Genomic DNA, 24,622 nt, shown 5'->3' with positions numbered 1-24,622 from the left:
ACGATCTGTTCCACGTGGAACATGTCTGACACGCACGGGCTTTGACCCGAGTCCGCGGCTCGGGTAAGGGCAGGCCATGCAGAGCTTCGATGTCATCGTGATCGGCGGCGGCCATGCCGGCGTGGAGGCGGCGGCGGTCGCCGCGCGCATGGGCGCGCGCGCGGCGCTGGTCTCGTTCGATCTCGAGGCAATCGGCGCGATGAGCTGCAACCCGGCGATCGGCGGGCTCGGCAAGGGTCACCTCGTGCGCGAGGTCGATGCCTTCGACGGGCTGCTCGCGCGCGCTGCCGATGCCGGCGCGATCCACTATCGCATGCTCAACCGCTCGAAGGGGAGCGCCGTCCAGGGCCCGCGCGTCCAGGCCGACCGCAAGCGCTTCAAGGCGGCCATCCACACGCTGATCCGTGCACAGGGCGATCTGACCTTGATCGCGGGCGAAGCCGCCGAACTCGTTCTAACCGGCGCGCGCGTCGCCGGCCTGCGCCTGGCCGATGGCACCGAACTGAGTGCGCCCGCGGTCGTGCTCTGCACCGGCACCTTCCTCGGCGGGACCTTGTTCCGCGGCGAGGAGCGGATGACCGGCGGGCGTATCGGCGAAGCCTCGGCCCAGGTTCTCGCCGCGCAGTTGCGCGCTGCGGATTTGCCGATGGCGCGGCTCAAGACGGGCACGCCGCCGCGGCTCGATGGGCGGACGATCGACTGGGCGCGGCTCGACGAACAGCTGTCCGATGTCGAACCCTGGACGATGTCGCCGCTCGGGGCAGGGCGGATCAATCCGCAGGTGTTCTGCGCGATCACGCGCACCAACGAAGCGAGCCACCAGGTGATCCGCGACAACCTTCATCGCTCGCCGTTGTTCAGCGGCGCGATCGGCGCTTCGGGTCCGCGCTATTGCCCGTCGATCGAGGACAAGATTCACCGCTTCGCCGATCGCGACGGCCATCAGATTTTCCTCGAACCCGAAGGCCTCGACACGCCGCTGGTCTATCCGAACGGCATCAGCACCTCGCTGCCCGCCGACGTCCAGCTGGCGATGCTGCGGACGATGGAGGGGCTTGAGGCGGTCGATATGGTCGTGCCCGGCTATGCCGTCGAATACGATCACATCGATCCGCGCGCGCTGCGGCACAGTCTCGAGCTGCGCGCTATCCCCGGGCTCTACTGTGCCGGGCAGATCAACGGCACGACGGGTTACGAAGAGGCCGCCGCCCAGGGTCTCGTCGCCGGGATGAACGCCGCGGCGAAGGTGCTCGGTCGCGAACCCGCCGCGCTCGATCGCGCCAATTCCTATATGGCGGTGATGATCGACGACCTTACACTCCAGGGCGTGAGCGAGCCCTATCGCATGCTCACCGCGCGCGCCGAATATCGCCTGCGTCTACGCGCCAACAACGCCGGCACTCGGCTGACGCCTCTGGCGATCGCGGCTGGTTGCGCCGGACCCGAAAGGAAGGATTGGTTCGCCCGCCGTGAAGAGGCGAGGGCGCGGCTCTCGGCCGAACTCGATCGCGAGGTGACCGGCGCTGTGCTCTCGGCTGAAGGCTTGCCGGTGAAAGCGGACGCCGGACGTTCGTCGCTGCGCGACTGGCTGCGTTTCGACGGCATCGATCTCGCGGGTCTGTCACCATGGATCGACGATGCCAACCTCGCCGATACCGCGCTTGCAGAAGAGGTTACCGAAGACGCAGCCTATGCGCCCTACCTCGCGCGCCAGGAAAGCGAGCTCCGCGAACTGCGTGCGAGCGAGGCGCTACCGCTCGGCGATTCGTTCCCCTATTCCGCCATACCGGGTCTGTCGCGCGAGATGGTGGAGCGTCTTTCCAAGGCGCAGCCCGCGACTCTCGCCGCAGCGGGACGCGTGGCGGGAATCACACCCGCTGCCCTGGCCGCCCTACTCGTCCATGCCCGCAGGCTTGCCGCATGATCGAGACCGAGGCGCAGGCCCGAGACTGGCTGCGCGAACTTCCCGACTGCGACGATGCGGCTATGCTTCGGCTCGAACGGCTGGTCGAATTGCTCAGAGAAGAGAACCAGCGGCAGAATCTCGTTTCGGCCGCGAGTCTGGGCGAGGTTTGGCGCCGACATATCGTCGATAGTGCGCAGCTGCTTGCCCACGTTCCACGTGGAACATCGCCATGGCTCGATCTGGGCACCGGCGCAGGCTTCCCCGGCCTTGTGATCGCGACACTGCGTCCTGATTGCGAAGTGCGGCTCGTCGAATCGCGCAAGCGCCGGATCGAGTGGCTCGAACGCGCTGCGCACGATTTGCGATTGCCGCATGTCAAAGTGCACGGCGCGCGCCTCCAGGATGTGCCAAGCCGAAACGCCGCCATCATATCGGCCCGGGCCTTCGCGCCACTGGACCGATTGCTGGAACTATCCGCACGATTTTCCACAAGCGACACCATCTGGCTGTTGCCCAAGGGGCGGTCGGCGAAGCAAGAATTGCAGATGCTTCGCGGATGGCACCACACGTTCCACGTGGAACAATCGCTGACCGATATCGAAGCCGGCGTTATCACCGGGACATTGCAGGGATCGGCCAAGCCGGTTCGGAAGGGAAAAGCTTCGTGATTCGCGTAGCCATCGCCAATCAGAAGGGCGGGGTGGGCAAGACCACCACCGCGATCAACATCGCCACGGCCATGGCCGCGACGGGTTGGAAGACCTTGCTGATCGATCTCGATCCGCAAGGCAACGCCTCGACCGGAATAGGCATCGCCGCGGCCGACCGGCTGCGCTCGTCTTACGACCTTCTCGTCGACGAGGCGACCGTGGCCGAATGTGTCATGCCGACCGCGATCCCCGGGCTCGACATCCTGCCCGCGACGGTCGATCTCTCGGGCGCCGAGGTCGAGCTCGTGGCGGTCGAGAACCGCACCGATCGCCTGCGCAATGCGCTCGCACGCGAAAACGGCTACGACATCGCCTTCATCGATTGCCCGCCGTCGCTCGGTCTGCTCACGCTCAACGCGCTGACCGCCGCCGATACCCTGCTCGTGCCGCTGCAGTGCGAATTCTTCGCGCTCGAAGGCCTGAGCCAGCTGCTCCAGACGGTCGAGCGCGTACAGCAGCGCTTCAATCCCGAGCTCGGCATTATTGGCGTCGCGCTGACCATGTTCGATCGCCGCAACCGCCTGACCGACCAGGTTGCCGACGATGTGCGTTCTTGCCTGGGTGCGCTCGTGTTCGATTCGACGATCCCGCGCAATGTGCGCCTGTCCGAAGCGCCGAGCCACGGTCTCCCCGCGCTGGTCTACGATCACGCCTGCGCGGGCAGCCGCGCCTATATGGCGCTGGCCCGCGAGCTGATCGCCCGACTGCCCGAACAGAGGAAGGCCGCATGAGCGAAGATCCCGTCGTCCGCATATCGGCGCCGCCGGCAGCCAAGCGTAAGCCGCCGGCGCTCGGTCGCGGCCTCGGCGCGCTGATGGGCGAGACGCGACGCGAGGAACCCGTCGCTGCTGCGGCGCGTGGCGAAGGTGGCACGGCGACGCCAGTGAAGAGCGGTCTTGCGACCTTGGCCGTATCGGACATCGAGCCGCATCCCGAGCAGCCGCGCCGGCATTTCGACGAGGCTGCGCTCGACGAGCTCGCCGCGTCGATCGCGCAGCGCGGCGTGATTCAGCCCGTCATCGTTCGTCCTCTGAGCGGCGGCGGCTATCAGCTCGTCGCCGGCGAGCGTCGCTGGCGCGCGGCGCAGAAGGCACAACTGCACGAAATTCCGGCGATCGTCCGCGAGCTGTCCGAGCGCGAGGTCATGGCGCTGGCGCTGATCGAGAACCTCCAGCGCGAGGATCTCAATCCGATCGAGGAAGCGCGCGCCTATCACCGTCTCGCCGAGCACGAAAGCCTGACCCAGGCCGAGATCGCGCGGATGGTCGACAAGAGCCGCAGCCACGTCGCCAATATCCAGCGCCTGCTGCTGCTGCCCGAAAGCGTGATGTCGCTGGTCGAGCAGGGCAAGCTGTCGATGGGCCACGCGCGTGCGTTGATCGGCGCCGAAGGCTGCGAAAGTCTCGCCAAGGACGCCGTCGACAAGCAGCTGTCGGTGCGCGAGGTCGAGAAGATCGTGCGCAGGCAGACGCGCGGTGACACCCCGCCGAGCGCACCGCGCACTGCGCGCGCCGAACGCAGCTCGGCCGACGACGCCGATATCGCCGCGGTCCAGGGCCATCTCGAGGAGTTCCTTGGCCTGCCGGTCAAGATCCTCGCCGATGCCGATCCACGCTCGGGCGCGGTGACGATCCGCTATCGCACGCTCGACCAGCTCGATCTGATCTGCCAGCGGCTGACCGGTGGTGGGATTTAAGATATTGATATTAAATACATTAATCCTCCCCGATACGGGGAGGTGGCGCGCGTGTAGCGCGTGACGGAGGGGGCTATCGGCTGACTATGGTGCTCGCGGAGAGCCCCCTCCACCACGATCTCCGCTCGCGGTCCCCCTCCCCGTACCGGGGAGGATGACAAGCCAATCTTTCCGCTCGCAACCTGATCGCGCGGGCTCTATTTCTTCCCGCATGAACCCTCGTCTGCGCAAGCCGCTCATCACGCTCGGCGTGATCTTCGTCGTCCTCCTGGGCCTGTTCCTCTGGATCCAGCACGGCAATCCGTCGAACCGTCCGAGCGACGCGACCACGGGCAAAGATCCGCTTCTCGTCGAAGCCGAAGCCGAGCGCATTCCTAGCGTCGGGCTGGCCGAGACGGTGGGCTGGAAGGCCAACGAGGCACCCCAGCCGGCGCCGGGCCTGGCCGTCGCGCGCTTTGCCGAAGGGCTCGACCATCCGCGCACGCTCTTCACGCTGCCCAACGGCGACGTGCTCGTGGCCGAGACCAACAGCCCGCCGCGCGAGGGCGGGGGCATCACCGGCTGGTTCATGAAGCTGTTCATGGGCAAGGTCGGCGCCGGCGATCCCTCGCCGAACAAGATCGTCCTGCTGCGCGACGCCGATGGCGACGGCAAGGCCGAGACGCGCTCTGTGTTCCGCGAGAAGGATCTGGCCTCGCCCTCGGGCATGGCTTGGGCAGCGGGCAAGTTCTACGTCGCCAATCACAACGCCGTGCTGTCCTTCGACTTCACCCCCGGCGCGACTGCGCTGACGGGCGCGCCGAAGAAGCTGATGGACCTGCCCGCGGGCGGCAACCACTGGATGCGCAACCTGCTGGTCAGCGAGGACGGCAAGAAGCTCTACGTCGCCGTCGGTTCGGCATCGAACATCGGCGAGAACGGCATGGCCGTCGAGACCGGCCGCGCGGCGATCTGGGAGATCGATCTCGCCAGCGGCAGCCGCCGGCAGTACGCCGCGGGCCTGCGCAATCCCAACGGCCTGGCCTGGAACCCCTCAACCGGCGAACTCTGGACCACGGTCAACGAGCGCGACCAGCTCGGCCCCGATCTGGTGCCAGATTATCTGACCAACGTGCCGGTGGGCGCGCAGTATGGCTGGCCCTGGGTCTACTGGAAGGATGTGATCGACTGGCGCGTCAAGGATCCGATGCCCGACTATCTGACCGAGTATACGCGCAAGCCCGAGTTCGCGCTGGGTGCGCACACGGCGTCGCTCGGCCTGCTGTTCTCGACCGGCGGCAACGTTATGGGCCCGGCCTACGGCAACGGTGCCTTCATCGCGCGTCACGGTTCGTGGAACCGCAAGCCTCTCGCCGGTTACGACGTGGTATTCGTCAAGTTCGACGCCAACGGTAATCCGCTGGGCAAGCCGCTGCCCGTGCTGACCGATTTCCTCACAGGCGACGGCAAGACCCACGGCCGCCCGGTCTGGCTGGCCTGGGACAAGCCCGGCGGGCTGCTGGTCAGCGACGACACCGCGGGCGTGATCTGGCGCGTGGTTGCGCCCGGGGCGACGCCTTCTGTTGCGCCCAAGGCGGTGGTGACCGCGCCGATGCCCGTGCAGAAGGGGCTCAGCGATCCCCAGGCGCAGTTCGAAGCGAAGCTGGGCGAGGCGGAGAACACGATGGAGCAGAAGTAGGGGCCGATGAAATCCTCCCCGTACCGGGGAGGATGATTAGATCGCCGTGCCCGCGCGCCCTGCCAGTTCGGTGACATAGTGCCAGGCGACGCGGCCCGAGCGCTGGCCGCGGCGGCGCGACCATTCGAGCGCGTCGGCGGCCTCGAATTCGAGCCCGAAATGCGCGGCATAGCCGGCGATGATCGCGAGATAGTCGTCCTGGCTGCAGTTGTGGAAGCCGACGGAGAGGCCGAAGCGGTCGGCCAGGGCGAGCTTGTCGTCGACCGCATCGCGTGGATTGATCGGATCATCCTGCTCGCTGGCGTGGCGTGGCAAGATCGCCCGGCGGTTTGACGTCACGGCCAGGCGCACGTTGCCCGGGCGGGCCTCGACCCCGCCTTCGAGCCACGAGCGCAGCAGGCGCGGGCCGCTGCCGTCGCCCTCCTCAAAGCCGAGATCGTCGATGTAGACGAGAAAGCGGCGGTCGATCCTGCCGAGGCCGGTGAACAGGCCGGCGATGCCCGCCATCGCGTCCTGCGCGACCTGGACCAGCGCGATGCTCCCCGGATGGGCGGTTTGGGCGGCGACGACACTTGCGCGGATCAGCGCCGACTTGCCCATTCCGCGCGAGCCCCAGAGCAGCATGTCGTGCGCGGCGTGCCCGGCGGCGAGACGCGCGACGTTGGCCGTCACAGTTTCCTTCTGCGCATCGATCCCCAGCAGCAGCGCGAGCGCAGGGGCGTGAATCTGCGTGACCGGGCGTGCGCCGTCACGATCCCAGACATAGGCGGGATGGACGAGCCAGTCGGTCGTCGGCGGAGCAGGGGGCACCAGGCGTTCTAGCGCTTCGGCGATACGGGCGAGTGGCTCGCCCTGGTCGAGGATCATGCCATCAGGCTTTCGGTATCGAGTTCATAGAGCAGGGCTGCACCGGCCGTTGCGCCGGCCTGGAGCCCGAGCGCTTCGGGAACAATGCGCGAGAGGAAGTAGCGGGCGATCACAGGCTTGCTGCGCGCGATCGGGCCCGGGGTCCCCTCGGCGGCCGCCGCGCGGCTCTGGCGCAACAACTGCCAGCCGGCTACCGCCACCGCGCACATCGTCTGGAACGGCACCGAGCCGGCGAGCCTGTCGTCGAGGCTGGCTTCACCGGCCATCCATCTGCCGACGGTGGCGCAGGCCCGGGCGAGTTCCGCCAGCGTCGTGACGTCACCGGACTCGCGGGCGATCTCGGCCATCAGCGCGGCCAGCACCTCGCCGTTGTCGAGGCCGAGCTTGCGCGTGACGAGGTCTGCCGCCTGGATGCCGTTGGTGCCCTCGTAGATCGGCGTGATGCGCGCGTCGCGATAGTGCTGCGCGGCGCCGGTCTCTTCGATGAAGCCCATGCCGCCGTGGACCTGGACGCCGATCGAGGCGACCTCACAGCCGATGTCGGTGCCCCAGCTCTTGATCAGCGGCACTAGCAGTTCGGCGCGCGCCTGGGCGGAGGCATCGCCGAGGCTGCCGCGATCGACCTGGCCGGCGGTATAGTAGAGCAACGCGCGGGCGGCTTCGGTCAAGGCGCGCATGCGCAGCAGCATGCGCCGCACGTCGGGGTGCTCGATGATCGCCACGGGGGTCTTGTCGGGCGAGCCGGCGCGCGCCGACTGCACGCGATCGCGGGCATAGGCCATCGCGCGCTGGGTCGCGGCCTCGGCCACCTGCACGCCCTGGCTGCCGACGTTGATCCGCGCCGAATTCATCATCGTGAACATGGCGCGCAGGCCACCGTTCTCGGCGCCGACGATCTCGCCGAGGCAGTCGTCGTTGTCGCCGTAGCTCATCACGCAGGTCGGCGAGGCGTGGATGCCCATCTTGTGCTCGAGGCCGACCACCTTGAGATCGTTGCGAGGCCCGGGCGTGCCGTCGTCCTTGGGCAGGTACTTGGGGACCAGGAACAGCGAGATGCCGCGCGAGCCGTCGGGCGCGCCGGGCACGCGCGCGAGAACGAGATGAACGATGTTGTCGGCCAGCTCGTGCTCGCCGTAAGTAATGAAGATCTTGGTGCCCTTGATCTTGTACTTGCCGGCGTGTTCGCCCTCGGTGATCGGCGTCGCGGTCGTGCGCAGAGCGCCGACGTCGCTGCCGGCCTGCGGTTCGGTCAGGTTCATCGTGCCCGACCATTCGCCGCTGATCAGCTTGGGCAGGTAGAGCGTTTTCTGATCGGCGCTGCCGTGATGGTCGATCGCCTCGATCGCGCCGACGGTGAGCATCGGCAGCAGGGTAAAGGCGAAGTTGGCGGCGCCCAGCGTCTCGAGCGTGCAGCAGGCGAGGGCATAGGGCAGGCCCTGGCCGCCGAAGGCCTCGGGCGCCGAGACCGCGCCCCAACCGGCGGCGACGAAGCCCTTGTAGGCCTCGGCATAGCCCGCGGGCAGCCTGACCAAACCGTTCTCGAGCTTTGCGCCCTCTATATCGCCGACGCGGCTCAGCGGGGCCCATTCGCCTTGGGCGAACTGGCCGATGCCCTCGGCGATCGCTTCGACCATGTCGGGACTGGCGGCCGCGAAGCGGTCGTGCGCGGCGAGCTCGACGATACCGGCGTTGACCTTGAGCGCGAAGATCTGGTCAGGGGTGGGGGGCGTGAAATCCATCTCGGCTTGTCCTCGGCTGCGTGCCTTTTTCTTGGCTCAAAGCCTTTTTCTTGGCTTTAGGGGGCCAAGGCCTATAGCGGCGAGCCATGACGGGCAACAGCCAAGCCTCGATCCGCCCAACCCCGATTCGACAGGCCGACGCCGCGGGGATCGCCAGCGCCGCCGAAGCGCTGCGCGCCGGCGGGCTCGTGGCGCTGCCGACCGAGACCGTCTACGGCCTCGCCGCGCGCGCCGATAGCGATCGGGCCGTGGCGGCGATCTACCGCGCGAAGGGGCGCCCCGATTTCAATCCGCTGATCGTCCACGTTCTGGACCTGGCCGAGGCCGAGCGCCTCGCCGTGCTCGACGAACGCGCCCAGCGACTGGCCGAGGCCTTCTGGCCGGGGCCGCTGACCCTGGTCCTGCCCAGGCGTGCCGAGGCGCCGCTCGCGGCCGCCGTCACGGCGGGCCTGGCCACGGTGGCGCTGCGCTGTCCCGCGCATCCGATCATGCGCGCGGTGCTGGCTGCGGCGGGCCTGCCGCTGGCGGCGCCTTCGGCGAACCGCAGCGGCGCGGTGAGCCCGACACGCGCCGAGCACGTCGCGGCGTCGCTGGCGGGGAAGGTCGATCTCGTGATCGACGGCGGCGCCTGCGAGGCGGGCATCGAGTCTACGATCGTCGCGCTGCGCGGCGACGGCGGCTGGCAGGCGCTGCGGCCGGGACCCATCGCACAGGCGCAGATTTCCGCGCTGCTCGGACCGCCGAGTGACGTCACGCTGTCGGCTTCTGGGACGGGCATCGAGGCACCGGGCCAGCTCGCCAGCCACTATGCGCCGGGCAAGCCGGTGCGGCTCGGGGCGGCGGCAGCGGCGGCCGACGAGTTCCATATCGGTTTCGGCGCGGTGGGCGGTGACGTCACGCTGTCGGCCGAAGGCGATCTCGCCGAGGCCGCGGCACTGCTCTATGCGGCGCTGCACCAGGCGGCCGCGGCGGCACAGCCGCGCATCGCGGTCGCGCCGATTCCCGACGACGGCATCGGCCTGGCGATCAACGATCGATTGCGGCGCGCGGCGGCCTAGTTGCCCAGCGCCTGGCGCGCGGTCTCTGCGGCTTCGGCGGCGGCAGCGGCAGCCGCACCGGCGTTCGACCCGGCCCGGCGCGGCGCCGGATCGGAAGCCTCTTCGCCCTCTTCGCGACTGTCGACCAGCAGGTCCGCCGGAACATCGGGTGCGAGCGGGATCATTGGTGGCGCGAAGGCAGGCGTCGGGCCCTTGGCGCGCTCGGCGGCGACCATTGCTTCCTCGGCCTGAAGGCGCGCGTCGGCGAGCTGCTGCTTGAGGAGGTCGTTCTCGTCCTCGAGCTCGGAAATCTTCGCCTCGAGATCCTGGCGCGAGGATTTGTTGCCGCAGGCCGACAGCGCGAGCACCAGCGCGATGGCAGCGACGTGCGTCAGGCGGGGCATGGGCATCAATTCCCGATTTCGATTCCTGGGAGGCCTCAGGGCCAATTGGCGCGCAGGTTCTGGATTTCGCCGTAGTCGAGCCGGGCCTGTTCGCAGGCCTCGCGATCGCCGTCCATGCAGTCGCGGTTGTGGCGCTCGTAATTGCGCTGGAGCTTGCCGAGCCGCTCCTCCTGCTTGCGCATGTTGCGTCCGCGCTTCTCGTCGGCTTCGGACTGGCTGGTGGTCATCATGTCGACGCCCTTGCCGGCCATGCGCACCGGCGCGGTGACGAGGCTCGCGGCGGTGCTGGCGATGCAGCCCGACAGGAGCAGCGAAGCGGCGAGCGCGGTCAGCGCGAGGCGAGGGGTGCGGTACATGGCGCCTTCCATAGGCGCTCAGGGCTTACCGTCCCATGAATTTGCGGCCAGTGGAGGCCCTTATGAAGCGGAGCGCCGACAAAGAAGAAGGGCCGCTCCTTGCGGAACGGCCCCCTTGGTGATCCCGAAAGATCGGAACGCGGCGCGATCGGCTCAGGCCGGTGCAGCCTCGTAATACTTGGGCGCATATTCGTTGAGGATCGCGAGGATCTTCTTGAGCGCTGCCGGTTCGTCGGTCTTCTCCATGGCGGCCAGCTCGCGTGCGAGACGCGACGAGGCGGCTTCGAAGATCTGGCGTTCCGAATAGGATTGCTCGGGCTGGTCGTCGGCGCGGAACAGGTCGCGCGTGACCTCGGCGATCGAGACGAGATCGCCCGAATTGATCTTGGCTTCGTATTCCTGGGCGCGACGAGACCACATGGTACGCTTGACCTTGGGCTTACCCTTCAGCGTGTCGAGCGCCTCGCGCAGAGTCTTGTCCGAGGACAGCTTGCGCATGCCGATGGCTTCGACCTTGTTGACCGGAACGCGCAGCGTCATCCGTTCCTTTTCAAAGCGAAGCACGTAGAGCTCGAGCTGCATCCCGGCGATTTCCTGCTTTTGCAGTTCGATGACCCGGCCCACACCGTGCTTCGGGTAAACAACGTAATCACCAACGTCGAAGGCGTCAGCCTTGGCTGCCATGTATAGTCCTTTCGCCTGCAGGGCGCCTGGAACGGCGTAAGGATCGGAGATGGAGAAAGACCGGCGAATCACTTCGCACGGTCCGATGAGGCCCATCAACCGATCTGTTTGCGACCCTGCCTTTCGTGATGCCAGCTGCCGTCTGCGGACGGATAGCCCCGGCAGTCGGTGGTCTATATAGCAGCTCTGTAACAAAATTGCCAGAGGCGAGAATCCTGCTGGATTCCCGCCTCGATTGTTCACAGCGGAACGGGCACCGGGGCATGCCGGTGCCGCACGATCAGATTGCGATCAGTCGCCTTCGCCGGGCTCAGGCGAGAACAGGTTGTCGAACTTGTTCTCGACGCCCTTGAACTCGTCGGCGTCGGGCGGGGTTTCCTTCTTCGAGGTCAGGTTGGGCCATTCCGCCGAATACTTGGCGTTGAGCTCCATCCACTGCTCGAGACCGCTCTCGGTGTCGGGCAGGATCGCCTCGGCCGGGCACTCTGGCTCGCAGACGCCGCAGTCGATGCATTCGCTGGGGTTGATGACGAGCATGTTCTCGCCTTCATAGAAGCAGTCGACCGGGCAAACTTCTACGCAATCCATATACTTGCAGCGAATGCACTGGTCGGTGACGACATAGGTCATGGCTGCAGATCCTCTGTGGCAGCGTCGGAACGATTCGGCGCTGCTAAGGGGAAATCGCCGCCCTCGTCAAGCACGCGGTAGCAGCTCTGCGCCTCTGGAGCCGGGCCGCGGCGCGTGGGCAACACCAGCAATTCGATCACGCGAACGCGCAGACCGAGCGGCAGGGTCAGCACGTCGCCGGGCGCGACCTTCTGGTGTGCGCGATCGATCCGGCGCGAGTTGAGGCGGATATGGCCCTCTTCGGCCAGCGCCTGGGCCAGACTGCGGCTCTTGGCGAGCCGGAGGTACCAGAGCAGCTTGTCGATCCGCATGGCGATTCGAGCCCTACCGGACCAGTTCGGCGAGCGCCGCGAAGGCGCCCTCGGGGCGGCGCGCGGGCGCAGGTGCTTCGGGCTCGGCCTGGCGGCGCGGCGGACGCCAACGCCAGGTCAGCGGCGTAGGCGGGCCATGCGCGCCTTCGCGCAGCGCGCGCGGCACCAGCGGCTGGAACCCAGCGAGCCGCAGCAGCTGCGCATAGCTCGCGGTGGTCAGCCCCATCGACACGGCTTTGGCCGGATCGAGCGCGAAAGGCCGGCGGCCGGCGGCGATCCGCGCGGCATGGGCGTCGCGCAGCAGCTTCTCGGCCATGTCGAGCCGCAGCCACTGCTGCCCGAGCGCGCGATAGCCGGGCGGCAGCGCGTGCTTCGCGGCTGTGAGCGTCGGCGGCATTGCGGCGTCGGGCAGGCTCGCCTTGCCGCCTCCGAGCGCGCGCCAGGCGATTCGTGCGGCGGGCCGCAGCATGCCCGGCACGAACAGGTCGAGCGCGCCGACGCGCAGGCCCAGCCGCGCCAGCATCGTGCGCTGCCCCTTGTCGAGCGCGTCGAGCCCCGAATCGGCGCGCGTCATCAGCCCGCCGGCCTCGACCAGGCGGATCAATAGCGCGCGCAGCTCGGGCCCGGCCTCGGGCGCCGTCGTCGCCTCTTCGAGCTTGCGCAGCGGCGCCAGCGGTTCGAGCGCGCGGGCGAGCCAGACCTCGATCGCCGCGACCAGATTCTTGCGCGCCGGCGCGGGCAGGGAGTCGAGCGCGGCATCGGGCACGATCGCGGGCGAAAGCAGGCTGCGGCCGCGCGTCAGCCTGGCCAGTTGCTGGTCATCCCAGGCAATCGTCCCTGCCTGCAGGGTCAGTTCGGCGGTCCCGTCGGCCAGGTCCCGCGCAAGATCGGTGGCGCGCTCGGCGAGCAGCGCGGGGACATGGCGCTCGGCCGCGGCGAGCAGCAGCTTGCGATCGGCGTGGCGCAGGGTGGCGTCGACCACGAAGCGGAAACCCTTGAGCGTGCCGATCGCTTCGCCGTCGACCTGGACCTCCTCGCCTTCGAGCCGGACAGGCAGCAGCGCGGCGTCGGGGCCGAGCTTCTTCATCAGCACGGTCGTGCGGCGGTTGACGAAGCGCTCGGTCAGCCGCGCGTGGAGCGCGTCGGACAGCCGCGCCTCGACCGCGCGGGCCCGCGCCGCCATTTCGTCCTTGGCGATCACCCAGTCCGGCCGCTGCGCGATATAGGCCCAGGAGCGGATCGAGGCGACGCGGTGCTGGAGCGTGTCGATATCGCCCGAGACGTTGTCGAGCGCGGCGATCGCGCCCGCGACATAGTCGCCGCCGAGCGCGCCGCGGCGCAGGTCTTCCCAGATACGCGCGACGAAGCGGCTGTGCGTCTCGACCCCCTGGTGGCGGAAGTCGGGCAGGCGGCAGGCGTCCCAGAAGCGGCGCACCGCGGCCTTCGACCGCAGCGTGCCGGCGATCGCCGGGTCCTCGGCCAGCCGCTTAAGCACGGCGAGGTCGATCGCCTCCGGCGCGGCGACGAGCTCGGGCGAGCGCGGCGGCGCCTCGAGGTCTGCGATCAGATGGTCGACCGAATCGAAGCGCGGCTCGGGTTCGCGCCAGAACAGCCGGGTCAGCGGCGGGAAGCGGTGTTCCTCGATCGCGTAGACCTCTTCGTCGGTGAAGGCCGCGTCGTGGCTGCCGGTCCCGGCGAGCGTGCCGAAGGTGCCGTCGCGCTGGTGCCGCCCGGCGCGACCGGCGATTTGCGCCATCTCGGCGGTGGTCAGCCGCCGCTGGCGCACGCCGTCGAACTTCGATAGCCCGGCGAAAGCGACGTGGGTGACGTCAAGGTTCAGCCCCATGCCGATCGCGTCGGTGGCGACAAGGTAGTCGACCTCGCCCGACTGGTAGAGCGCGACCTGGGCGTTGCGCGTCTGCGGGCTCAATGCCCCCATCACCACCGCGGAGCCGCCGCGAAAGCGGCGCAGCATCTCGGCAATGGCGTAGACCTGCTCGGATGAGAAGGCGACGATCGCGCTGCGCGGCGGAATCCGCGAGAGCTTGAGCGCGCCGGTATGGCTCAAGGTCGAAAAGCGCGGACGGGTGACCACTTCGGCTTCGGGCACCAGCGCCTTGACCATCGGCTCGAGAATCGACGAGCCGAGGATCATCGTCTCCTCGCGGCCGCGCATGTTGAGCAGGCGATCGGTGAAGACGTGGCCACGCTCGCGGTCGGCCGCGAGTTGCGCCTCGTCGAGCGCCATGAAAGCCAGATCCCTTTCGAGTGGCATGGCCTCGGCCGTACAGAGCAGCCAGCGCGCCTCCTTCGGCTCGATCCGCTCCTCGCCGGTGATCAGCGCGACGCGGTTCTCGCCCTTGATCGCGCAGACCCGGTCGTAGACCTCGCGGGCAAGCAGGCGGAGCGGGAAGCCGATGGCGCCGCTCGAATGGGCGCAGAGGCGCTCGATCGCGAGATGGGTCTTGCCGGTGTTGGTCGGACCCAGCACCGCCTTGACCCGGGAATCTGCCTGTACGGGCGGATAGGTGGCCATGTCGAAAATCAATGTGGCATCGGCACTTGGCACCCGCAAGCCGTGCGCCACGATCCGGCCCGCCTCTGCGCCGGAATCCACAGGTTTTAGCCGAAGATTAACCTTGATCGTGCAGGGGGGAGGGATCGCCGGTCCCGATCGACCGCGCGCGGGGATTCGCCGCTTGTACAGGCCACACGACGAACTCGACGGTTTCGCTGCCGGTCCCCGGGCCGATGCGGTCCCGCCGGCGCGCGTGGAATTTCCATCGCGGCCGACTTGGCGCGCGCGGATCGAGCGGCGGTTTCATGCGCTCGATCTCGTGCACGATCTCGCCGAGGAGATCGGCACCCGGCGCTGGTATCGCGGGATGGGCACGATGCTCGCGCTCGGCACCGTGGCGCTCGCCTTCTGGCCCGATTTCTCCGCGGTCGAAGCCGCGACCGGCTCCCACCCCGACGACGCCGTGCGCCGCGAGCTGCGCGGTCAGGCGATCGCCCCGCTCGCGCTCGGCGCCGGCAGCGGCCTGCGCACGCGCGCCGATGCGCGCGTGATCCCGCTCGCCGGCGTGCCAGAGCGCGCGAGCCTGCAGATGGTCGCGACGCTCGGCGAGGGCGACAGCCTCGGGCAGATGCTCCAGCGCGCCGGCGTCGGCATCGTCGACGCCGCCCAAGCCTCGCAGATGGTCGCCGCGGTCATGCCGCTCAGTGACGTCAAGGCGGGCACCCAGTTCGCCATCACGCTCGGCAGTCGCGCGGCGCCGGGCGAGCCGCGCACGCTCGACAAGCTCACCTTCCGTGCGCGCTTCGATCTCGACCTTGCGATCGCGCGCCAGAACGGCGGCCTCGGCATCGCCCGCCAGCCCGTCGCGGTCGATGCGACGCCGCTGCGCGTGCGCGGCACGGTCGGCGCCAGCCTGTTCCGCTCGGCCCGCGCCGCCGGCGCGCCGATGAAGGCGATCGAGCAATATCTCCAGACCCTGGCCGCGCACGTCAGCCTCGACGGCGGCGTCACGCCCAGCGACCAGTTCGACATGATCGTCGGCTACAAGCGCTCGGCCAATGGCGAGAACCAGGTCGGCGATCTCGTCTATGCCGGGCTCGAACGCGAGGGCAAGCCGGTGGCCGAGCTCGTGCGCTGGAAGGACGGCCAGTTCGTCGACGCCGCCAACAGCGGTGGCGGTATGATGGCCGCGCCCGCGCAGGTCCTGAGCGGCGGCATGATCATGCCGGTCAACGGCCGCATGACGTCACCCTTCGGCGCACGTCGCCACCCGATCCTCGGCTATGTCCGCATGCACGCGGGCGTCGATTTCGGCGCGGCCTGGGGATCGCCGATCTTCGCCACGGGCGAGGGCGTGGTCTCCTTCGCCGGGCGTCACGGCGGCCACGGCAACTACGTGCGGATCGAGCATGGCGGCGGGCTCGGCTCGGGCTATGGCCACATGAGCCGCATCGCCGTCTCGCCGGGCGCGCGCGTCTCGGCCGGGCAGGTGATCGGCTATGTCGGCTCGACCGGGCTCTCGACCGGCCCGCACCTCCACTACGAGGTCTACCAGCACGGGCGCACGGTCAATCCGCTGTCGGTCAGCGTCAATTTCAAGACCGTGGGCGGCGCGCCCGCCGGCATGGAGAAGGGCCAGCTCGACGCGCTCAAGGGCAAGATCGCCCAGCTCAAGGGCGTCGCCCCCGGCGCGGCGCTGCAGAAGCTCTCGCCCAAGTACCCGCCGGTGAAGGCGCTTTCGGGCAAGGTTCCCTAGCGACAACGATTGAAGCGGCGGGGGAATTCCGCCTAGAAGCGCGGCATGACCGCGAACTACCCCGCCCTGCGCCTCCGTCGCACGCGCGCCACGGCCTGGAGCCGGGCGATGCACCGCGAGAACTTCCTCTCGCCCGCCGATCTGATCTGGCCTTTGTTCGTCACCGACGGCTCGGGTGTCGAGGAGCCGATCGGCTCGCTGCCGGGCGTCTCGCGCTGGTCGCTCGACGGCATCGCCGCGCGCGCCAAGGAGGCGGTGTCGCTCGGCATTCCCTGCCTGGCGCTGTTCCCCAACACCCAGCCCGGCCGACGCAGCGAGGACGGGCGCGAGGCGCTCAATCCCGACAACCTGATGTGCCGCGCGATCAAGACGATCCGCGATACCGTGGGTGACGGTCTCGGCGTGCTGACCGACGTCGCGCTCGATCCCTATACCAGCCACGGTCAGGACGGGCTGATCGACGCCAAGGGCTACGTGCTCAACGACGCGACGGTGGAGGTTCTCGTCGGCCAGTCGCTGAACCAGGCCGCGGCCGGCGCGGACATCATAGCCCCGTCGGACATGATGGACGGTCGCATCGGCGTGATCCGCGCCGCGCTCGAAGAGGCCGGCCACCACAACATGCAGATCATGGCCTATGCCGCCAAGTACGCCTCGGCCTTCTACGGACCGTTCCGCGATGCCGTGGGTTCGGGCGGGCTGCTCAAGGGCAACAAGATGACCTATCAGATGGACCCGGCCAACGGCGAGGAAGCGCTGCGCGAAGTCGCGCTCGACCTGGCCGAGGGCGCCGACAGTGTCATGGTCAAGCCGGGCCTGCCCTATCTCGACATCGCCCGCCGCGTGAAGGAGCGCTTCGAGGTGCCGGTCTTCGCCTATCAGGTGTCCGGCGAATACGCGATGATCGAGGCGGCGGTGACGGTCGGCTCGGGCGATCGCGACGCGCTCGTGCTCGAGACCCTGACCGCCTTCAAGCGCGCGGGCTGCTCGGGCGTGCTGACCTACCACGCCGCCCACGCGGCGCGGCTGCTGAACGCGTGATCGAAACCGATCGCTTGGTCATCCGGCGCTGGCGCGACAGTGATCGCGCGCCGTTCTGGGCCATGGCGCAGGACGAGGAGGTCATGCGCTTCCTGCTGCCGATCGCGAGCCGGGCCGAAAGCGACAGCGTCATCGACCGGATGCACGCGGCCCAGGGTCAGCACGGCCATTGCTTCTGGGCCGTCGAGCGCAAAGATGACGGCCGCTTTCTCGGCTTCTGCGGCCTGATGGCGCCGCGCGCGCCCTTGCGCGAGACCGAGATCGGCTGGCGCCTGGCGAGGGATGCCTGGGGGCAGGGCTATGCGCGCGAGGCGGCCGAGGCCTGCCTCGCCTGGGCCTGGCGCGAACTGCGTGCGAAAACGATCGTGGCGATCACGGTGTCGGCCAACGAAAGGAGCTGGGGGCTTATGGAGCGGTTGGGCATGACACGCGATCCGGACGAGGACTTCGATCATCCCGCGGTGCCCGACGGCGATCCGCTCAAGCGGCACATGCTCTACCGGATCGATCGCCCGCAATGAGCGCGGATCAGCCCGCCGGCAGCCAGCCGGATTCGCAACGGCCGGACTCGCAGCAGCCGGTCAGGCGCGCGCTGTTCATCGCGACGATCCTCACGGGAAGCTTCCTGCTGTTCCTGGTCCAGCCGATGGTCGCGCGCATGGCGCTGCCGCGGCTGGGCGGCGCGCCCAACGTCTGGAACAGCGCGATGCTGGTCTACCAGGCGCTGCTGCTCGCCGGTTATGCCTATGCGCACAATCTTGGGCAGATGCCGATCCGGCGTGCGGCCAAGCTGCACCTGATCCTGCTGGTGGTCGCGGCGGTCACGCTGCCCGTCGCGCTGGTGGCCTTGCCCCCACCCGCGCCGGGCTGGGAAGTGCTTTGGGTGCCTGCGCTCTTCGCCGTGACGATCGGCCCGGTGTTCTTCCTCGTCTCGGCCCAGGCGCCGCTGATGCAGCGCTGGTTCTCGCTCCATCCGCGCGCGGGCGAGCCCTGGGCGCTCTATGCGGCGTCGAACGTCGGCAGCTTCGTCGGCCTCGTCGCCTATCCGCTGCTGGCCGAGCCGCTGCTGTCGATCCACGCGCAGAGCCTCGGCTGGAGCCTCGGCTATGCCGCGCTGATCGTGCTCGTCGTCCTCTCGGCGCGTGCGCGCTGGCGGGTCGAGGCGGCTCAGCCCGAAACCGCGCCGTCTGTCGAGGACGAAGCCGAAGCGATCGGTTGGCCGCGCATCTTTTTGTGGCTGGGCCTGTCGGCCGTGCCTTCGGGCCTGATGCTGTCGACGACGACGCACCTCACGACCGATGTCTTTGCGATGCCGCTGCTCTGGGTGATCCCGCTCGGGCTCTACCTGCTGAGCTTCGTCGTCGCCTTCTCCGATCGGCGGGCACTCGCCGGCACGATCACCCTGGCGGCGCCTGCGGTCATGCTGCTTGCGGGCGGCACGGCGATGATCTCGCGCAGCTCGGGTACGATGATGCTCGCTATGGGCTCCGTCGCGTTGCTCTTCGTCGTTGCGGTCGTGCTCCACGCGCGCATGTACGAGCTGCGCCCGCCAGCCTCGAAGCTGACCTTGTTCTATCTCGTCATGTCGGCCGGCGGCGCGCTCGGCGGCGTGTTCACCGCGCTGATCGCGCCCGTGGTATTCGACTGGGTCTGGGAGCATCCGCTGCTGGTCATCGCCGCGGCGCTGCTGATGCCGCTGCGGCCGCTCGAAGACCTGCGCCGGCTGCCCGGGCTCGATCCGGGCATGGCACGGCTTGCCGCCTACGTGCTCTTCGCCGTCGCGGCCTTCCTCTGCTGGCAGCTGGCGCAATATGCGATTATGCCCGATCCGCCCGTCACGCGGCTCTACTTCACCACGGGCATCGTCCTGATCGGCCTGGTGCTCGTTCCCTGGCGACCGTTGTTCGCCGGGCTGCTCGTCCTGCTGATGCTGGCGCAGGGCGGGATGGAGACGGTCTACGGCTCGGGCCAGGGCAACCGCACGCGCAGCTACTTCGGCATCTACACGGTGCGCGACTACGACACGCTCAAGCTGCGGTCGCTGGCGCACGGGACCACGCTGCACGGCCAGCAATCGACCGACAAGGCGCTCGAATGCGCGCCGATGACCTATTACGGCGCAAGTTCGGGCGTCGGTATCGTCATGGGTCAGGCGCAGAAGCTCTACGGGCCCGGCGCGCGGATCGGCGTGGTCGGGCTCGGCACGGGAACGCTCGCCGCCTATTACCAGCCGGGCGAGCGCTGGCGTTTCTACGAGATCGACCCGGCCGTGCTGCGCCTGTCGCAGAACGGCACTTTCACCTACCTCTCGCACTGCGCGCACAACCCGCAGGTGGCGATCGGCGACGCGCGGCTCGAACTGGCCAAGGCGCCGCCGAGCTCGTTCGACGTGCTGGCGATCGACGCCTTCTCGTCCGATGCGATTCCGCTGCACCTGCTGACCGACGAGGCCGTGGGCGTCTATCTGCGCGCGCTCTCGCCCAGGGGCGTGCTGCTGATCCACATCTCGAACCGCTACATCGGGCTGCAGCCCGTGCTTTCGGCGATCGCGCGGCATCGCGGCCTCACCGCCGTGGTGCGCGACGACAACCCGCAGGACCGCACCCTGCTGACGCCTTCGGCCTGGGTGCTGCTGACGCGCGATCCGGCGCAGCTCCAGACTTTGTCACAGTTGCGGCCCGACGCGCCGTGGACGAAGCTGGCCAAGCCGGGCGCCCAGGTGTGGACCGACGACCACGCCTCGATCCTGCCCTATATCCGCTGGAACAACATGATGAGACAGCCATGAGTATCGCCGACCTGAGCAAGCGTACCGACATCTCGCTGATCGCGATCAATGGCAAGGCGCCGCGCATCCATTCGAGCGCCTTCATCGCCCCGGGCTGCCGGATCATCGGCGACGTCGAGATCGGCCCCGACGCTTCGGTCTGGTACAATTGCGTGATCCGTGCCGACGTGAACCGGATCGTCATCGGCGCGCGCACCAACATCCAGGACGGCAGCGTCGTACATTGCGACAGCCCCAAGCCCAAGCGTCCGCAGGGCTTCCCGACGATCATCGGCGACGACGTGCTGATCGGCCACCTCGCCATGGTCCACGGCTGCACGCTCGAGGACCGCGCCTTCGTCGGGCTCGGCGCGATCGTCATGGACGGATGCACGATCCATTCGGACGGCATGCTCGCCGCGGGCGCGCAGCTGACGCAGGGCAAGGTCATCGATTCGCGCCAGCTCTGGGTCGGCCGGCCCGCCAAATATGTCCGCGACCTCACCGACGAGGCCTTGGTCGACATGCAGGCCGGCGTGAACGGCTACGTGATCAATGGCCGGATCCACGGCGCTGCGATCGATGGCGCGAGCCAAGCCTGAGGCGCCGACGGCCGAAGCGATCCGCGCGCTGGTGGACGGCGAAGGCCGGCTGGCCCTGCGCGTGACGCCCGGCGCCCGGATCGAGATGCTGGAGATCGCCGAGGGCCGATTGCTCGCGAAAGTCCGCGCCAAGCCGGAGGACGGCAAGGCCACGGCGGCCGTTCTCGCGCTCGTGGCGCAGGCCCTGGGTATCGCGCCCTCGCGCGTCACCTTGTTGCGCGGCGCAACTTCGCGCGGGAAGTTGCTGCGGGTGAGATGAGGGGGCGGCCTTGTTCCTCGAAGAGGCTGTTGCCGATCAATTGACCTGATCCCGATCCGACCTGCCCTGACCTGACCCAATACTTCCTCGTCACCCTGAACTTGTTTCAGGGTCCAGCGGGTCGGAAGCGCGGTCAGCGCGGAAAATCCCGGCGGTACGGCCGCGCTACCCGGCAGAGCTTCGGTGGCCGCGGAGAAATGGACCCTGAAACAAGTTCAGGGCGACGGAGTTGGTTTTGGACAGGGGCATAGACGGCCGTTCTGGAGCGCCTCGCCGCTCAATCAGCCCAATCCAAGCCAGCGACCGCGAACTCGAAGCGCGGCGTGCCCGCGCCGAGCATGGGCTTGCCGATCGTCACGTGTTTCGCCTTGGTCAGCGCGGCGATGAAGGGCTTGGGCTCCTTGACGAAGACGGTGTTGGTGCCGCTTTGCAGGAAGCCTTCGAGGCGCAGTTCGCGCGTCGGTCCTTCGTCGAAGCGCACGGTGCCGGCGCAGCCCGCATAGGACGGGCACATCAGCTGGCCCGAACTGACGCGCAAGGTCACTTCGGGCCTTTCGCGGTCTGGCCGACGATCAGTTCCATCGTCGTTTCGGCCTCGTAGGGCGGCTTCTGGCGCACGCGGTTGCTGCTGAGCAAGGTCGCGAAACGATCCTCGCTGCCCTCGGCGCCCTTCTCGGTACTGTAGATCCAGGCGCCCGAAGGCGCGTGCGCCGCATCGAAGGCGAAAGCCGCGGCGATCGTCGCGAGCACGGCCAGGCCGGGCAGGGCGAGGCGGCGCAGGCGCGAACGCGCCGGTGGGGCTGGCGGAGTCGTCATCGGACTCAGTCTTTGACCAAAGCGCGCAGCGTGTCGATCCGGTCGGCCTCGTGCGCGGGCTTGTCTGCGCGGATGCGACTGATCCGCGGGAAGCGCATGGCCAGCCCCGACTTGTGGCGCTTGCTCGCGTGGACCGAATCGAAGGCGACCTCGAAGACCAGGCTCTTGTCGGTCTCGCGCACGGGACCGAAGGTCTTGACCGTGTGCTGGCGGACATAGCGGTCGAGCCACTTGAGCTCCTCGTCGGTGAAGCCGAAATAGGCCTTGCCGACGGGGAGCAGTTCCGCCCCCCCATTTTCGACATCGTCGGGATCGCCGTCCCAGCAGCCGAAGGTGTAGTCCGAGTAGAACGAGCTGCGCTTGCCCGAGCCGCGCTGGGCATACATCAGCACGCAGTCGATCAGCAGCGGATCGCGCTTCCACTTGTACCACAGGCCCGTGCGCCGGCCGGCGACATAGGGGCTGTCGCGGCGCTTGAGCATCACGCCTTCGATCGCCTCGTCGCGCGACCGCTCGCGGATCGCGGCGAGCTCGTCGAGCGTCGCGGCCTCGATCACGGCGCTCACGTCGAAGCGCGCCGGATCGAGGCGCGGGGCGAAGCGCTCGAGCAGCGCGCGCCGCTGCTCCCAGCTATGCTCGCGCAGGTCCTCGCCCTCGACGATCAATGCGTCGTAGAGCCGGACGAAGGCCGGGTACTCCTCGAGCATCTTCTTGGAGACGGTCTTGCGACCGAGCCGCTGCTGGAGCGCGTTGAAGCTCGCCGCGCCGGCCTGTTCGGCGCGCTCGCCACCCTGGTGGCTGCCGCGCACGAGCAATTCGCCGTCGAGCACCGCGGGAATGTCCAGAGCTGCGGCGATCTCGGGGAAGGTGGCCGAGATATCGTCGCCCGAGCGCGAATAGACGCGCGTCTCGCCGCCGGTATCATTGGCGACATGGACGAGCTGGACGCGGATTCCGTCCCATTTCCATTCGGCCGCATAGTCGGCCATGTCGACCACGGTATCGTCGAGCGGATGCGCGAGCATGAAAGGCCGGAACAGCGGCATGTCTTCGCCCGAAGGCGGCTCCGCGCCGTTCGCGGCCCAGTCGAACAGCGGCAGGTAGGGCGCGGTCTGGCCGTGCCAATATTCCTCGACGTCGTCGACCGAGACCGCGAAGGCCTGGGCGAAGGCGGTCTTGGCGAGCCGCGCGGAAATGCCGATGCGCATGGCCCCGGTGGCGAGCTTGAGCAGGGCATAGCGGCCATAGGCATCGAGCTGGTCGAGCAGCGCGGGCAGTTCGCGCGAGACCGTGGCACGCGTCATGCCGGCGAGGATGTCGACCGCCTCGGACACGGTCGGGGGCGAGGGTGGCGCGGGCGGTTCGGGCCAGAGCAGGCTCGCGGTTTCGGCCGTATCGCCGACATAGTCGCGCGACAGCGCGTAGAGCACGGGATCGACGCGCTCGATCAGCAGGTTGCGGATGACGGCGGACTTGACCGCGGGGAAGTCGAGCCCGTCGGTCAGCGCGGCGAGCGCCCAGCCGCGATCGGGATCGGGGGTCCGGCGCAGGTAGTCGGCGAGCAGCCGCAGCTTGGCGTTGCGGGAGCTGGTGTAGACGAGCGCGTCCAGTAAGGCGGCGAAGGCTTCCACGCTTTAGATCCTCCCCTGTAAAAGGAGGGGGACCGCCGACGCAGTCGGTGGTGGAGGGGTGTCACCCTCACCGAAATGGGGACACCCCTCCGTCAGCGCTTCGCGCTGCCATCTCCCCTTGCAGGGGAGGAACTGGACGGCCCCCTCAATCATCCTCGTCCTCGTAACCCACCATGGCCAGCGCGCGGGCCTTGCGCTGGTGGAGCTCGCACCAGCGCAGCAGGGCTTCCTCGCGGCCGTGGGTGATCCAGGTCTCGGCGGGATTCACCTCCTCGATCGTGCGCGTCAGCTCGTCCCAGTCGGCGTGGTCGGAGATCACCAGCGGCAGTTCGACGTTGCGTTGCCGCGCGCGCTGGCGGACGCGCATCCAGCCCGAGGCCATCGCCGTGATCGGATCGGGCAGGCGGCGGCTCCAGCGGTCGTTGAGCGCCGAGGGCGGGCATACGACGATCTGGCCCATGAGTGCGGCCTTCGGCAGGCCGGCGACGGGCTGGAGATCGCCGAGGTCGATGCCGTGGTCCTGATAGAGCTGGCACATCCGCTCCATCGCGCCGTGGAGGTAGATCGGTTCGCGATAACCGGCGATCCGCAGCTCGGCGATCAGCCTTTGCGCCTTGCCCAGCGCATAGGCACCGATCAGCACGCAGCGATCGGCATTGGCCTGGCGCGCGGCTAGCAGCTTGGCGATCTCCTCGGCGATCGGCGGGTGGCGGAACACGGGCAGGCCGAAAGTCGCCTCGGTGATCAGCACGTCGCAGGCCGTGGGCGCGAAGGGCGGGCAGGTGGGATCGGGGCGGCGTTTGAAATCGCCGGTGACGATGACGCGCTCGCCCGCATGTTCGAGCAGAATCTGCGCCGAGCCGAGCACGTGCCCCGCGGGCAGCCAGGTCGCGGCCACCCCACCCTTGAGTTCGATCGTCTCGCCATAGGGCGCGGGGGTCGCCCGCCCGATATTCTCCGCCTCGACGCCGTAGCGCAGGCTCATGATGTCGAGCGTCGCCGGCGTGGCGACGGTGCGGCCATGGCCACCACGCGCGTGATCGGCGTGGCCATGGGTGACGAGCGCGAGATCGACGGGCCGCGCCGGATCGATCCAGCAATCGGCGGGGGGAATGTAGATCCCGTGCGCTTCGGGACGAATCCAATTGGCGGCGGGCATTGAGGAAAGATGGTTGGACGCGGCGGTTTGTTCCAGCCCCAACGAAAACGGCCGC

At 68.6% G+C, this 24,622-nt stretch carries 24 protein-coding genes; 12 read left to right on the top strand and 12 right to left on the bottom strand.

Going from position 1 to position 24,622, the window contains the following annotated elements; all coding sequences use genetic code 11:
• The first annotated feature begins 76 nt into the window (after positions 1-76).
• The 5 genes from mnmG (at position 77) to WG901_RS10640 (ending at position 5,990) form a co-directional block, all read left to right on the top strand.
• Positions 77-1,924, top strand: coding sequence for a tRNA uridine-5-carboxymethylaminomethyl(34) synthesis enzyme MnmG (gene mnmG, locus WG901_RS10660; protein ID WP_339587049.1), 1,848 nt, complete (start codon positions 77-79; stop codon positions 1,922-1,924).
• Positions 1,921-2,574 (top strand): 16S rRNA (guanine(527)-N(7))-methyltransferase RsmG, encoded by a 654-nt coding sequence (gene rsmG, locus WG901_RS10655; protein WP_339587048.1) that lies wholly within the window; start codon positions 1,921-1,923, stop codon positions 2,572-2,574. The genes mnmG and rsmG overlap by 4 nt, the downstream gene beginning before the upstream one ends.
• Positions 2,571-3,347 (top strand): ParA family protein, encoded by a 777-nt coding sequence (locus WG901_RS10650; RefSeq protein ID WP_339587047.1) that lies wholly within the window; start codon positions 2,571-2,573, stop codon positions 3,345-3,347. Before rsmG ends, WG901_RS10650 begins: the two co-directional genes overlap by 4 nt.
• Positions 3,344-4,312, top strand: a complete 969-nt coding sequence (locus tag WG901_RS10645) for a ParB/RepB/Spo0J family partition protein (protein ID WP_339587046.1) — start codon at positions 3,344-3,346, stop codon at positions 4,310-4,312. The genes WG901_RS10650 and WG901_RS10645 overlap by 4 nt, the downstream gene beginning before the upstream one ends.
• 211 nt (positions 4,313-4,523) lie before the next feature.
• A complete protein-coding gene (locus WG901_RS10640) occupies positions 4,524-5,990 on the top strand; it encodes a PQQ-dependent sugar dehydrogenase (RefSeq protein WP_339587045.1) in 1,467 nt (488 codons plus the stop codon).
• 36 nt (positions 5,991-6,026) lie between these two features.
• Here WG901_RS10640 and WG901_RS10635 read toward each other — a convergent pair whose 3' ends face one another.
• Both WG901_RS10635 and WG901_RS10630 read right to left on the bottom strand, forming a co-directional pair.
• On the bottom strand, positions 6,027-6,857 hold the full coding sequence (locus WG901_RS10635; protein WP_339587044.1) for a DUF815 domain-containing protein: 831 nt from the start codon (positions 6,855-6,857) through the stop codon (positions 6,027-6,029).
• Positions 6,854-8,596, bottom strand: a complete 1,743-nt coding sequence (locus WG901_RS10630) for an acyl-CoA dehydrogenase (RefSeq protein WP_339587043.1) — start codon at positions 8,594-8,596, stop codon at positions 6,854-6,856. The genes WG901_RS10635 and WG901_RS10630 overlap by 4 nt, the downstream gene beginning before the upstream one ends.
• Before the next feature lie 86 nt (positions 8,597-8,682).
• On the opposite strand from WG901_RS10630, the gene WG901_RS10625 reads away from it, so the two are divergent.
• The gene (locus WG901_RS10625; protein ID WP_339587042.1) at positions 8,683-9,654 is read left to right on the top strand and encodes an L-threonylcarbamoyladenylate synthase; all 972 of its coding nucleotides are present in this window, start codon (positions 8,683-8,685) and stop codon (positions 9,652-9,654) included.
• Here WG901_RS10625 and WG901_RS10620 read toward each other — a convergent pair.
• From WG901_RS10620 to WG901_RS10595, 6 genes are all read right to left on the bottom strand, one after another.
• The gene (locus tag WG901_RS10620; RefSeq protein WP_339587041.1) at positions 9,651-10,037 is read right to left on the bottom strand and encodes a hypothetical protein; all 387 of its coding nucleotides are present in this window, start codon (positions 10,035-10,037) and stop codon (positions 9,651-9,653) included. The two genes, WG901_RS10625 and WG901_RS10620, sit on opposite strands and share 4 nt — an antisense overlap.
• Positions 10,038-10,072: 35 nt before the next feature.
• A complete protein-coding gene (locus tag WG901_RS10615) occupies positions 10,073-10,393 on the bottom strand; it encodes a hypothetical protein (protein ID WP_339587040.1) in 321 nt (106 codons plus the stop codon).
• Between the two features lie 153 nt (positions 10,394-10,546).
• On the bottom strand, positions 10,547-11,077 hold the full coding sequence (locus WG901_RS10610; RefSeq protein WP_339587039.1) for a CarD family transcriptional regulator: 531 nt from the start codon (positions 11,075-11,077) through the stop codon (positions 10,547-10,549).
• A gap of 291 nt (positions 11,078-11,368) precedes the next feature.
• Positions 11,369-11,707, bottom strand: a complete 339-nt coding sequence (fdxA, locus tag WG901_RS10605; RefSeq protein WP_339587038.1) for a ferredoxin FdxA — start codon at positions 11,705-11,707, stop codon at positions 11,369-11,371.
• Positions 11,704-12,018, bottom strand: a complete 315-nt coding sequence (locus WG901_RS10600; RefSeq protein ID WP_339587037.1) for an RNA-binding S4 domain-containing protein — start codon at positions 12,016-12,018, stop codon at positions 11,704-11,706. Before WG901_RS10600 ends, fdxA begins: the two co-directional genes overlap by 4 nt.
• 13 nt (positions 12,019-12,031) lie before the next feature.
• Positions 12,032-14,554 carry a helicase-related protein gene (locus tag WG901_RS10595; protein ID WP_339587036.1) on the bottom strand — a complete coding sequence of 841 codons (2,523 nt, stop codon included), beginning with the start codon at positions 14,552-14,554 and terminating at the stop codon, positions 12,032-12,034.
• A gap of 163 nt (positions 14,555-14,717) precedes the next feature.
• Here WG901_RS10595 and WG901_RS10590 point away from each other — a divergent pair, with 163 nt between their 5' ends.
• From WG901_RS10590 to WG901_RS10565, 6 genes are read left to right on the top strand one after another with little or no spacing between them, the layout of a single operon-like run.
• Positions 14,718-16,292 carry a M23 family metallopeptidase gene (locus WG901_RS10590; protein WP_339587035.1) on the top strand — a complete coding sequence of 525 codons (1,575 nt, stop codon included), beginning with the start codon at positions 14,718-14,720 and terminating at the stop codon, positions 16,290-16,292.
• A gap of 45 nt (positions 16,293-16,337) precedes the next feature.
• Positions 16,338-17,333, top strand: a complete 996-nt coding sequence (gene hemB, locus WG901_RS10585; RefSeq protein WP_339587034.1) for a porphobilinogen synthase — start codon at positions 16,338-16,340, stop codon at positions 17,331-17,333.
• Positions 17,330-17,854: a GNAT family N-acetyltransferase gene (locus tag WG901_RS10580; protein ID WP_339587033.1), complete on the top strand. Its 525-nt coding sequence runs from the start codon at positions 17,330-17,332 to the stop codon at positions 17,852-17,854. Before hemB ends, WG901_RS10580 begins: the two co-directional genes overlap by 4 nt.
• A complete protein-coding gene (locus WG901_RS10575) occupies positions 17,851-20,121 on the top strand; it encodes a hypothetical protein (RefSeq protein WP_339587032.1) in 2,271 nt (756 codons plus the stop codon). The genes WG901_RS10580 and WG901_RS10575 overlap by 4 nt, the downstream gene beginning before the upstream one ends.
• The gene (locus WG901_RS10570) at positions 20,118-20,702 is read left to right on the top strand and encodes a gamma carbonic anhydrase family protein (protein ID WP_339587031.1); all 585 of its coding nucleotides are present in this window, start codon (positions 20,118-20,120) and stop codon (positions 20,700-20,702) included. The genes WG901_RS10575 and WG901_RS10570 overlap by 4 nt, the downstream gene beginning before the upstream one ends.
• Positions 20,683-20,961, top strand: a complete 279-nt coding sequence (locus tag WG901_RS10565; protein WP_339587030.1) for a DUF167 domain-containing protein — start codon at positions 20,683-20,685, stop codon at positions 20,959-20,961. The genes WG901_RS10570 and WG901_RS10565 overlap by 20 nt, the downstream gene beginning before the upstream one ends.
• Before the next feature lie 277 nt (positions 20,962-21,238).
• Here WG901_RS10565 and WG901_RS10560 read toward each other — a convergent pair whose 3' ends face one another.
• The 4 genes from WG901_RS10560 to WG901_RS10545 form a co-directional block, all read right to left on the bottom strand.
• Positions 21,239-21,505 carry a hypothetical protein gene (locus tag WG901_RS10560; protein WP_339587029.1) on the bottom strand — a complete coding sequence of 89 codons (267 nt, stop codon included), beginning with the start codon at positions 21,503-21,505 and terminating at the stop codon, positions 21,239-21,241.
• A complete protein-coding gene (locus tag WG901_RS10555; protein ID WP_339587028.1) occupies positions 21,502-21,777 on the bottom strand; it encodes a hypothetical protein in 276 nt (91 codons plus the stop codon). Before WG901_RS10555 ends, WG901_RS10560 begins: the two co-directional genes overlap by 4 nt.
• Positions 21,778-21,782: 5 nt before the next feature.
• On the bottom strand, positions 21,783-23,408 hold the full coding sequence (locus tag WG901_RS10550; RefSeq protein ID WP_339587027.1) for a cisplatin damage response ATP-dependent DNA ligase: 1,626 nt from the start codon (positions 23,406-23,408) through the stop codon (positions 21,783-21,785).
• 145 nt (positions 23,409-23,553) lie between these two features.
• Positions 23,554-24,567 carry a ligase-associated DNA damage response exonuclease gene (locus WG901_RS10545; protein ID WP_339587026.1) on the bottom strand — a complete coding sequence of 338 codons (1,014 nt, stop codon included), beginning with the start codon at positions 24,565-24,567 and terminating at the stop codon, positions 23,554-23,556.
• Positions 24,568-24,622 lie beyond the last annotated feature (55 nt).

Origin of the sequence: Novosphingobium anseongense (genome assembly GCF_037482895.1) — a bacterium.
Classification (GTDB): domain Bacteria; phylum Pseudomonadota; class Alphaproteobacteria; order Sphingomonadales; family Sphingomonadaceae; genus Novosphingobium; species Novosphingobium anseongense.
Note: the sequence above shows the minus strand (reverse complement) of the source record. Positions and strands in the feature narration are given on the sequence as shown.